Source organism: Protofrankia sp. CiP1_Cm_nod2 (assembly GCF_920664355.1).
Classification (GTDB): Bacteria; Actinomycetota; Actinomycetes; order Frankiales; family Frankiaceae; genus Protofrankia.
Genome location: NZ_CAKKTL010000052.1, coordinates 8320 through 18295, shown reverse-complemented (window position 1 = coordinate 18295; position 9976 = coordinate 8320). Strand labels below are relative to the sequence as shown.

The following is a 9976-nucleotide window of genomic DNA, read 5'->3' as shown; positions in this document are numbered from 1 at the left end:
GGCTGGCGGAGCCGACGGCTGGGGGAGCCGGTGACTGGGGGAGCCGGTGACTGGGGGAGCCGGTGGCTGGGGGAGCTGACAGCCGGCGGAAGCGGTGGTTGGTCGTGCGCCGTGATGATCTCCTCCCTATTATCCTCGCAGGCGTTTGGTCACTGAACGTGTTCTCACTCATGCGGACGTGAGCGGACTAGTCACCACATGACCCCGATGTGTCACGCCCGAATTACCACTGAAGCAAGAACCTTCTGTATATTGACTGTCAACGCTCTGTGACAGGAGGCTCCATGACAACGACACCAACACCACAATCCGCTCCTCTGCTGACACCGGCCGAGGTGGCGAGCATGTTCCGGGTCGACCCGAAGACGGTGACCCGCTGGGCCAAGACCGGGAAACTGACCTCGATCCGTACCCTCGGTGGCCACCGGCGCTACCAGGAGGCGGAGGTCCGCGCACTCCTCGCCGGCGTCTCGCCCGGAGACAGCCTGGCCTAGCCACCCGGCCCATCTGGCTCATCTGGCCACCTGGCTCATCTGGCCACCAAGCCGCCGTGTCCGGTGGGATTTCCGGCGGGTCCCGCTGGCCCAACCGGGCACGGCCGGCTCGGTCCCCGGGCCGGCCGCGTGGGTCGCAGGCCCGTGCCCATAGCCCGTGGCTTCGAGGCGCCACGGGTCACATGTCGGCGGGACGCCGCGCCGGGCGGGACTACCCTCGTGCTTATGGACGTCGGGCTCAAGCGGGAGATCGAGTCGAAGGTACACGCCGGCGAACGGCTCAGCCGGGCGGACGGCGAGGCGCTCTACGCCAGCGACGAGCTGGCCTGGCTGGGGGAGCTGGCGCACTCCGTCCGCGTCCGCAAGAACGGGGACGCGACGTACTTCAACGTCAACCGGCACCTGAACCTCACAAACGTGTGCGCGGCATCCTGCGCCTACTGCTCGTTCCAGCGCAAACCGGGCGAGGCCGACGCGTATACGATGCGCATCGAAGAGGCCGTGCGGCTGGCCAGAGCGATGGAGCCTGCCGGCATCACCGAGCTGCACATCGTCAACGGCCTGCATCCCACCCTGCCGTGGCGCTACTACCCGCGTTCGCTGCGTGAGCTGTCGAAGGCGCTGCCGGGGGTGGCACTCAAGGCGTTCACGGCCACCGAGATCCACTGGTTCGAGAAGATCAGCGGCCTGCCCGCGGCGGAGATCCTCGACGAGCTGATCGACGCCGGCCTGGAGTCGCTGACCGGAGGCGGGGCGGAGATCTTCGACTGGGAGGTCCGCCAGCACATCGTGGGCCACGAGACGCACTGGGAGGACTGGTCGCGCATCCACCGCCTGGCCCACTCCAAGGGCCTGCGGACGCCGGCCACCATGCTCTACGGCCACATCGAACAGCCGCGGCACCGGGTCGACCACGTGCTGCGGCTGCGCGAGCTACAGGACGAGACCGGCGGGTTCGTGGTGTTCATCCCGCTGCGCTTCCAGCATGACGCGGCCGGTGACCCACGCAACCGGCTCATGAACCAGCCGATGGCGACCGGGGCCGAGGCGCTGAAGACGTTCGCGGTGTCCCGGCTGCTCTTCGACAACGTCGATCACGTCAAGTGCTTCTGGGTGATGCACGGCCTGACCACCGCCCAGCTCGCCCTGAACTTCGGCGCGGACGACCTGGACGGCTCCGTCGTCGAATACAAGATCACTCATGACGCCGACGGCTTCGGGACGCCGGACACGATGACCCGGGAGGACCTGCTCGAGGTGATCAGGGACGCCGGCTTCCGCCCGGTGGAGCGGGACACCCGGTATCGCGTGATCCGCGAGTTCGACGGCCCCGACCCTACCCGCCGGGACCTTCCCCAGGAGATCAGCGCCTGATCGGCGCCCAAGAAGACACCAACGTCCAAGATGGACGCCAAGAAGACCCAGAGCTCGGCCGGAGGCGGTGTGATCATGGATGGTGACCGGTTGGATGACCGGCCGGACAGCCGGGACGGCCAGGTGCCGCGGCCGGCTCCGTCGGCGCGCCGTGTCCTGCCGGAGGGATCCGCGGGGATCGGTTCCATCTTCACGCTGGCCTTCCTGGCGATCCTGCTGCCAGGGGTGGCCGCGTACGCGCTGCTGCGGTTCGCCGGCCTGGCGATCGGGCCGGCCGGCCTGCTCGGCCTGCTGGTGATGTTCGTCTGCCTGGGGCTGTATCCGTCCCTGCTGCAGCGTCTCGGCTGGGTACCTCGGCGCGCCCGCCGGTCGAGATGACGGCCGTCGGCGGGACGGCCGCCGGCCACAGAACGGTACGGGGACCGGGAGGATTTATGGATCTTCGTAAGCGAACGGCTGGCGGGCGAGGATGGGCATCGCGCCAGCGGTCGTCCGGGCTGCCGCCGTACGGATCATCGTCGCCGTACGGGGCGCCGTCGTCCGGGCCGTCACCGTCCGGGGCAGGGCAGCCCGGGGCGGGGCCGTCCGGGCCGGGGCTGCTCGCCATCAACGCCCGTTACTTCGCCTTGCGGACCGTCATCTTCGCCGCCGTGCTGGTGGTCGTGCTGCTCGTGGGCCTGCACTGGCTGCTCGGTTTTGCCGTCGCGCTGGTCCTCAGCGGGCTGGTGAGCTATCCGCTGGCGATCCGCCAGCGCCGGGCGGTGCTCGATGCCCTGGAGCAACGACGCGGCTGGCTGCGTTGACCAGCGAGCCATCCCGGGAGCACGACTCCGCGAGAAAGCGTGACGCCACCCGGGAACACAACGTCGCATCCCAGCCTGATATCGCCGAAAAGTACGATTCTGTACCGCAGAGTGACGTTACGCAGCGGTACGATGTCACGCAAGCGGCCGTTGAGGTCACGAAAATAACCAGCGATGTCACGCAGGCGGCCAGCGATGTCACGCAGGCGGCCAGTCAGGAGGCCGGGCACACGGTGCCGCCGTCGCTGCCGACTCAGAGCTCGCAGCCCGCCGTGCCGGTGCCCGCCGTGCCGGTGTCGGTCCCGTCCGTGCCGGCGTCCGTTTTCAGGCGGCCGCGGGTCGGCCACATCCAGTTTCTCAACTGTCTCCCGCTCTACTGGGGCCTGGTGAACTCCGGCGCGGTACTGGACGTCGAACTGACCAAGGACACTCCAGACCGGCTCAACGAGGCACTGGTGGCGGGCGATCTCGACATCGGCCCGATCAGCCTGGTCGAGTACCTGCGGCACGCCGACGAGCTTGTCGTCCTGCCGGACATCGCGGTCGGCTCCGACGGCCCGGTGCTGTCGGTGGTGCTCGCCAGCGCCGTGCCGGTGGAGCGGATCCGGTCGGTGGCCCTGGGCTCGACGTCACGGACGAGTGTGCTGCTCGCGCAGATGCTGCTGGAGGACCGGCTGGGGCTGTGGCCGGCCTACACGGTCATGCCTCCCGATCTTCCCCTGATGCTGCGTGAGGCCGACGCCGCCGTACTGATCGGCGATGTGGCCCTGCGGGCCACCTATGACGCCGAGAACGCCGGGGACGCGCATCCGCTGCATGTCGTCGACCTGGGCGCAGCCTGGCGGGACTGGTCGGGCCTGCCGATGGTGTTCGCGGTGTGGGCGGCGCGCCGCGACTTCGCCCAGGCCTACCCGGGGGTGGTCAAGGAGGTGCACGACGCCTTCCGGGGCAGCCTCGATCTCGCGCTGCGCCAGGTGGACGCCGTGGCCCGGCACGCGGCGCGCTGGGAGGTTTTCGACGTGGCGACGCTGACGCGGTACTTCACCACGCTGGATTTCTCCCTGGGGAGGCGTCAGCTCGCGGGAATAACGGCTTTTGCCCGGCGGGCGGCGGCCCGCGACGCCGTCCCAGCGGATGTGGACGTGCTGTTCGCCGGTGGATAGGCACGGGTGGATGGCACGGGCGGGTACGAACGGCCGAACGGGTACCGGCACGGGCGGGTACATATTTACGGTGCCGCACCGGTCGCCGTCCATCATGATGTGTCCCGCAGCCCACGGTGACACGGCGTTCTTTTCATAACGATATATTCCGTCATCGGCGACGGCTCGTTCCGTCTTTTCCGGCGCCGCCTCCGGAGGGGGTGCGTGGCCCTGCTGGTCAGGACCGGGGCGTGGCCTGCTGGTCAGAACCGGAGAGCGGCTCCACCGACGGACAGGGCACCGTGGATGCCGGGCCAGGAGTTCGCGCGGGCTGGCGTTCGCGCCGCTCGGTGCGCTCGAACAGCCAGGATCTCGCGTGTGGGCGCATCCGGACACAATCAGCCTGGCCATCGGCAGAGCCGCCTGCGGGCGGCTCGCGTGGGCGCCTCCGGGCACCCGCGCGTCCCGCCATCGGCGGCCTGCTCCGGGCACCTTGCGCGTGGGCGCACGCGGACATGGCGCTGCCGGGGCCGCCCCGGAACAGGCGGCCGGCCGGCCTCGCGGGTGGGTGCACGCGGACATAGCCCTTATGGGCCCCCACCGGCCCCTGGGCCCCGCAGGCCCGATGGGCGCGGCGCCGTGGACACCCCGCTGGCACGGGTGGGCCGGCCGCGGGCCGGTACGACGACCGACGTCGGAGCCGTCGCCTCGGGTGGCCGAAGGTTACCGGCAGCCGTCATCGGTGTTGCCGCCGGCCGGACATCGATGACAATCCACGCACAGTCCTTCCGCATCGTTTCGCGATTATGAACAGGTGTGATTGTGGGTGTCCGGTGGCGATGACCACCCTCCCTTTGCAGACGGCTGTCCTCCTTTTGGGGGATTCGCTGGGGGGCTAGCTCCGGAAACCATCCTGAATGACGATGGGCGGGTGGTACCGGCACGGCGTAGAACGTCGGATATGGACGGAGAGCCGGGTGCGCAGGATGCCGTCCGCGTCGTGGTGGCCGACGATGCCGACGGCGTACGCGATCTCGTTTGTCTCCTGTTGGACATGGAGCCCGATTTCGTGATCGTCGGCCGGGCCAGGGACGGGGCCGAGGCAATTGAGATCGTGGCGCGCACCGACCCCGACCTCGTCCTACTCGACGTCGCCATGCCCATCATGGACGGCCTCGCGGCGTTACCCGTGATTCGCCGGACGGCGCCCCGGGCCCGGGTCGTCATCTTCACCGGTTTCTCCGAGCGGGCTCTTGGCGAACAGGCCTCGGCGCTCGGCGCGCACGCCCTGATCGAGAAGGGGCTCGCCGTTGACAGCCTGGTCGACCGCCTGCGGGACGTGTGCGGACGCGCTCCGGTCCGGACCGTCGCGAGCCGGCCGGCCCAGAGCTGAACCATCGACCGGCCCGGGAGCCGGCCCGAGCCGGCCCAGAACGCGCCCCCGGCCCAGGGTGCGCCCTCGGCCCAGCGGGCGGCCGGGCTGACCGGTCCCGCATCGGGCCGTCGACCGGCCGCGGCTCGCACGAGGCCCGCTGTCGCTGTCAGACGGCGCTCCCGTGCCGAGCCGGCTGGCCGGTCCCGCGCCGGAGCGTGGCCTGGCCGCGGCTTGCGTGAGGCTCGGCCGCGGCTCGCGTGAGGTCGTAGGGTGAGGCCCGCCGTCGGTGCCCAGGTGGCGTTCCCGCGCCGGGCCATCGGCATCACCGTCCGGCCGCGACCCGTCCGGCCGGTCGATCTGTTTATTGCCGTTGGCCTGTTTATCCACCGGTCCACTGAACAATGAAATCGGGACGGGTCCGCCGGCCGTCATCCATCCAAATTTTGAACGCTCCGTAATTTTATCCTGCTGCTGGGTGCATTCGCTGTCTTACGGGCGTCCGATGTGAAAGCATGGGCCCGTGACCGCGCGCCCGGATCTCCGTCTGACCGGTTCAGGCATGACGGGTTTCGGCTCGGGTCCCGCGTGGGCCGGCTTCACATCCGCCGGCCGCGCCTCGGCGGACTCCGCGGCCCTGGTCGACTTCGGGCTGGTCGCGCGCCTGCATGTCGACCTGCTCAGGGTCGCCAGCGCGGTCTGTCCGCGCCACATCTGACCTTTCCGCCGCTGACCTTTCCGCCGCGCCACCGCATCCTGTCGACATGTTGATGTTGTCGGCCTGTTGTCGGCGCACCCGCACACGGTTGCGAGAGATTCGATGACGACCCCCGCACGTTCCCGTTCCGCGCGCCCGTCCCGTCCGAAGGGGCAGGGCCAGTGGGCGCTCGGCCACCTGGAGCCCCTCAACCCCAACGAGCGGATGAAGAAGGACCAGGATGGCCTGGCCGTCCGGGACCGGATCCTCAACCGCTACCCCTACACGGGCTTCGCCGGCATCGACCCGCAGGACCTTCGGGGGCGGTTCCGCTGGTGGGGGCTGTACACCCAGCGCAGGGAGGGCATCGACGGCGGCAAGACGGCCGTCCTGGAGCCCGAGGATCTCGACGCGCCGTTCTTCATGCAGCGCATCCGCCTCGACGGCGGCCGGCTGACCAGCGACCAGCTCCGCGTCATCGCCGGGATCTCCACCCGCTACGGGCGGGACGTCGCCGACGTCACCGACCGGCAGAACATCCAGCTGCACTGGATCCGCATCGAGGACGTGCCGGCGATCTGGGCGGCGCTGGAGGGCGCCGGGATGACGACGGCCGAGGCGTGCGGTGACACCCCCCGCGTCATTCTCGGCTGCCCGCTGGCCGGCGTCGACGGCGACGAGGTCATCGACGCCACCCCGGCGATCGAGGAGACCGTCCGGCGGTACGTGGGCGACGAGTCCCTGAGCAACCTGCCGCGCAAGTTCAAAAGCGCCATCTCCGGCTGCGCCGACCACTGCACGCTGCACGAGATCAACGACATCGCGTTCGTCGGGGTCGTCCACCCCGAGCTCGGTGCCGGCTACGACCTGTGGGTCGGCGGCGGCCTGTCGACCAACCCGAAGCTGGGGGTCAGGCTCGGCACCTTCGTGGCTCCCGAGCGGGTCGCCGAGGTCTGGCACGCTGTGGCCAGCCTGTTCCGGGACTACGGCTACCGGCGGATGCGCACCCGGGCCCGGCTGAAGTTCCTGGTCGCCGACATGGGCCCCGAGTGGGTCCGCGCCACCCTGGAGAAGGAGTATCTGACCGCGGCGCTGCCCGACGGCCCGCCGCCGGCGCCGCCGCGTAACGAGGGACGCGACCACATCGGCGTCCACCGGCAGCGCGACGGCCGGTTCGCGGTCGGCTTCGCACCCCGCGCCGGGCGGCTGACCGGCACCACACTGGCCGCGGTCGCGGACCTCTCCGACCGTTTCGCCGCCGGCCGCATCCGGGCGACGACCACGCAGAAGCTGGTCATCCTCGACGTCGATCCGGCCCGGGCCGACGAGCTGGAGGCCGAGCTCACCGCACTCGACCTGGTCGTGCGGCCGAGCGTGTTCCGGCGCGGCACCATGGCCTGCACCGGTATCGAGTTCTGCAAGCTCGCCATCGTCGAGACCAAGGGGAAGGCCGGTTCGCTGATCGACGAGCTCGAGCGCCGCCTGCCGGACTTCGACGAGCCGATCGGCATCCACGTCAACGGATGCCCCAACGCGTGCGCGCGTTTCCAGGTCGCCGACATCGGGCTCAAGGGCTCCCTGGTGCCGGACGCCTCCGGGGAGCTCGTCGAGGGGTTCCAGATCCACCTTGGCGGTCATCTCGGCACCCGGTCGCGGCTCGGCCGGAAGCCCCGGGGGCTGAAGGTCACCTCCGCCGGGGTCGTCGACTACGTCGACGGCCTGCTGCGAGCCTACTCCGCGGGCCGCGGCGAGGGCGAGTCCTTCGCGGACTGGGTGGAACGGGTGGACGAGTCCGCGCTCTTCGTCGCGTCCGTACGAGCCGGTGCCGGCGCGGCCGGCGGGGCCGCTTCGGCGGCGGGCGTGGACGCGCCGGGCGAGCGCCACGGCGGCGGCTGATGGCCGGCGCGCACTCGGTCCCGTTCTACTGCCCGTACTGCGGCGAGGAGGACCTCGTCCCCTACCTGCCGCCCGAGACGGCCGGGGACGCCGCCGCCGGTTCCGGCCACGGCCAGTGGTCGTGCGGAAGCTGCCGGCGGGCGTTCCGGCTCAGCATGACCGCGCTCGCGGTCGCGGTGCCACCGCTTTCCGCCGGCATTGCTGCCGGTACCGTCCAGTCCTCTGCGCGGGGAGAAGACGCAGCTACGCGGGGGGAACAAGCAGCCGCGGCGGCGGCCGTGGCAGTGGAGGAGAGACGTTGATGAACGCCACGTTGCGGGCCCGGGCCCTACGCGCCGGTGACGAACTGGAGGGCGCGCCGGCCGAGGAGATCCTGGGCTGGGCGGTGGAGCAGTTCGGCAGCGGGCTTGTCGTCGCCGCGTCCATGGCCGAAGCGGTGCTCGTCGACATGCTCTCCCGGATCCGGCTGGACGTTCCGGTGGTGTTCATCGACACCGGCTACCACTTCGCCGAGACGATCGGCACCCGGGACGCGGTCCGGCACCGTTACGACCTGCCGCTGATCAGCGTCGCTCCGCAGCTCACCGTGGCCGGTCAGGACGCCGTGCACGGGCCGAGGCTGTTCGAGCGCGACCCGGACCAGTGCTGCCGCATGCGCAAGGTCGTGCCGCTGGACCGGGCGCTCGCCCCCTACCAGGCGTGGGCGGCGGGCTCGCGCCGGGCCGAGAGCGCCGGCCGTAAGAACCTGCCGGCCGTGGGCTGGGACGAACGCCGCGGCAAAGTGAAGATCCACCCGCTGGCGGCCTGGACGGACGAGGACGTCGAGCGCTACGTCCAGGAGCACGGCGTCATCGTCAACCCGTTGCTCTCCGACGGTTACGACTCGGTCGGCTGCTGGCCGTGCACCGAACGCGGCCAGGGCCGCGCCGGCCGCTGGACCGGCTCAACCAAAACCGAATGCGGCATCCACTGAGCCCTTCTTCCTCCGATCCTGTGACCGGTCGAGGCGCTCCGTGGTAGTCGAGCGATACCGCCTGCCTTGTATGTGGATCATAATTAGCCGCTGATCGAACCAATGCTGTGGATTGCTGATGCGGTTGCCCCTGGAACCTGATGGCTGGAAGCCGACGTCTGGAACCTGATGGCTGGAAGCCGTCGACGCCGGTCATGGCGGGAGCCGTAGGTGGAAACCGTTGTCGCGGTAGCCTTTTTCACCTACGGCTTCCGCGGCTGTAGGTGAAAAACGTTGTGGGTACGACGGTTGTCACCTACGGGTTCGGTCGGGTTCGACCGCGGGTGCGGCGTGCGCGTGGGCGGTAGCGTCGCAGGGATGAACGAGGGTCAGGGCGCGGGGGAGGCCACGGGGGACGTCACGGCGCGGGGCGCGGGGGAGGTCTGGCTGGTCGGGGCGGGGCCCGGCGATCCGGGGCTGCTCACCGTTCGTGGCCGGGAACTGCTTGCCGCGGCCGACGTGGTCGTCACCGACCGCCTGGTGTCCACCGATGTGCTCGGGTATGCCCGGCCTGAAGCGGAGATCATCTACAGCGGCAAGAGTGCCGGCGCGCTCACCCGCAGCCAGGAGGACATCAACGGCCTGCTGGTCGAACAGGCGCTCGCGGGCCGCACGGTCGTCCGGCTCAAGGGCGGGGATCCGTTCCTGCTCGGCCGTGGCGGCGAGGAGGCGGAGGCATGCCGGCTGGCGGGGGTGCGGTGCACGGTCGTCCCGGGGGTGACCTCGGCGTTCGCGGCCCCCGCGTATGCCGGTATTCCGGTCACCCACCGTGGTGTCGCGCAGGACGTCGCGGTCGTCTCCGGTCATCTGCCACCCGGGCATCCCGGCTCCACCGTCGACTGGGCGGCGCTCGGCGCGTCCCGGATGACCATCGTCGTGCTGATGGGGGTCGCCAGGCTCGCCGACGTCACCGCGGCCCTCATCAACGGCGGGCGGTCACCCGACACGCCTGTCGCGGTGATCGAACGCGCCACCACGCCGGCGCAACGGGTCGTGCGCGGCACTCTCGACACGGTCGTGGTCGACGCGGTCGCGCGGGGCGTGCGATCACCAGCCGTCGTGGTGATCGGCGACGTCGCGGCCCGCCACGACGCGGCACCCCGAATCCTCTCGTGGCCGGACGGCGGCAACCATGGTCCCGGCCCCAGCGATACCGGCGGCAACGGCAGCGGCAATGGCAGCGGCA

The 9976-nt window shown here is 70.5% G+C and carries 11 protein-coding genes; all 11 read left to right on the top strand.

Translation table 11 applies throughout. From position 1 onward, the window contains the following. Nucleotides 1–284: 284 nt before the first annotated feature. Entirely contained in the window at nt 285–494 is a 210-nt protein-coding gene (locus NBW84_RS08225; RefSeq protein WP_076843070.1) for a BldC family transcriptional regulator, read from the top strand. A 225-nt stretch (nt 495–719) separates the two neighbouring features. Continuing rightward, complete coding sequence (gene mqnE, locus NBW84_RS08220) at nt 720–1868, top strand: aminofutalosine synthase MqnE (RefSeq protein WP_250283285.1); 1149 nt, start codon at nt 720–722, stop codon at nt 1866–1868. 30 nt (nt 1869–1898) lie between these two features. Beyond that, nucleotides 1899–2246 carry a hypothetical protein gene (locus tag NBW84_RS08215; RefSeq protein ID WP_250283266.1) on the top strand — a complete coding sequence of 116 codons (348 nt, stop codon included), beginning with the start codon at nt 1899–1901 and terminating at the stop codon, nt 2244–2246. A gap of 56 nt (nt 2247–2302) precedes the next feature. After that, a complete protein-coding gene (locus NBW84_RS08210; protein ID WP_445548547.1) occupies nt 2303–2671 on the top strand; it encodes a hypothetical protein in 369 nt (122 codons plus the stop codon). A 308-nt stretch (nt 2672–2979) separates the two neighbouring features. Continuing rightward, complete coding sequence (locus NBW84_RS08205) at nt 2980–3834, top strand: menaquinone biosynthetic enzyme MqnA/MqnD family protein (protein ID WP_445548550.1); 855 nt, start codon at nt 2980–2982, stop codon at nt 3832–3834. Nucleotides 3835–4774: 940 nt separating this feature from the next. After that, on the top strand, nt 4775–5206 hold the full coding sequence (locus NBW84_RS08200; protein ID WP_250283264.1) for a response regulator transcription factor: 432 nt from the start codon (nt 4775–4777) through the stop codon (nt 5204–5206). A 502-nt stretch (nt 5207–5708) separates the two neighbouring features. Continuing rightward, entirely contained in the window at nt 5709–5903 is a 195-nt protein-coding gene (locus NBW84_RS08195; protein WP_250283263.1) for a putative leader peptide, read from the top strand. A 102-nt stretch (nt 5904–6005) separates the two neighbouring features. Continuing rightward, a complete protein-coding gene (locus NBW84_RS08190) occupies nt 6006–7778 on the top strand; it encodes a nitrite/sulfite reductase (protein ID WP_250283261.1) in 1773 nt (590 codons plus the stop codon). Then, a complete protein-coding gene (locus NBW84_RS08185) occupies nt 7778–8080 on the top strand; it encodes a hypothetical protein (protein ID WP_250283259.1) in 303 nt (100 codons plus the stop codon). Before NBW84_RS08190 ends, NBW84_RS08185 begins: the two co-directional genes overlap by 1 nt. Then, entirely contained in the window at nt 8080–8751 is a 672-nt protein-coding gene (locus NBW84_RS08180; RefSeq protein WP_250283257.1) for a phosphoadenylyl-sulfate reductase, read from the top strand. The genes NBW84_RS08185 and NBW84_RS08180 overlap by 1 nt, the downstream gene beginning before the upstream one ends. Before the next feature lie 357 nt (nt 8752–9108). Beyond that, the coding region (gene cobA, locus NBW84_RS08175; RefSeq protein WP_250283255.1) for a uroporphyrinogen-III C-methyltransferase at nt 9109–9976 on the top strand (868 nt) is incomplete at its 3' end.

Coding starts and splice junctions, on each gene's coding strand:
- NBW84_RS08225 (WP_076843070.1), top strand. CDS start 285: ATGACAACGACACCAACACCACAATCCGCTCCTCTGCTGACACCGGCC.
- mqnE (WP_250283285.1), top strand. CDS start 720: ATGGACGTCGGGCTCAAGCGGGAGATCGAGTCGAAGGTACACGCCGGC.
- NBW84_RS08215 (WP_250283266.1), top strand. CDS start 1,899: ATGGACGCCAAGAAGACCCAGAGCTCGGCCGGAGGCGGTGTGATCATG.
- NBW84_RS08210 (WP_445548547.1), top strand. CDS start 2,303: ATGGATCTTCGTAAGCGAACGGCTGGCGGGCGAGGATGGGCATCGCGC.
- NBW84_RS08200 (WP_250283264.1), top strand. CDS start 4,775: ATGGACGGAGAGCCGGGTGCGCAGGATGCCGTCCGCGTCGTGGTGGCC.
- NBW84_RS08190 (WP_250283261.1), top strand. CDS start 6,006: ATGACGACCCCCGCACGTTCCCGTTCCGCGCGCCCGTCCCGTCCGAAG.
- NBW84_RS08185 (WP_250283259.1), top strand. CDS start 7,778: ATGGCCGGCGCGCACTCGGTCCCGTTCTACTGCCCGTACTGCGGCGAG.
- NBW84_RS08180 (WP_250283257.1), top strand. CDS start 8,080: ATGAACGCCACGTTGCGGGCCCGGGCCCTACGCGCCGGTGACGAACTG.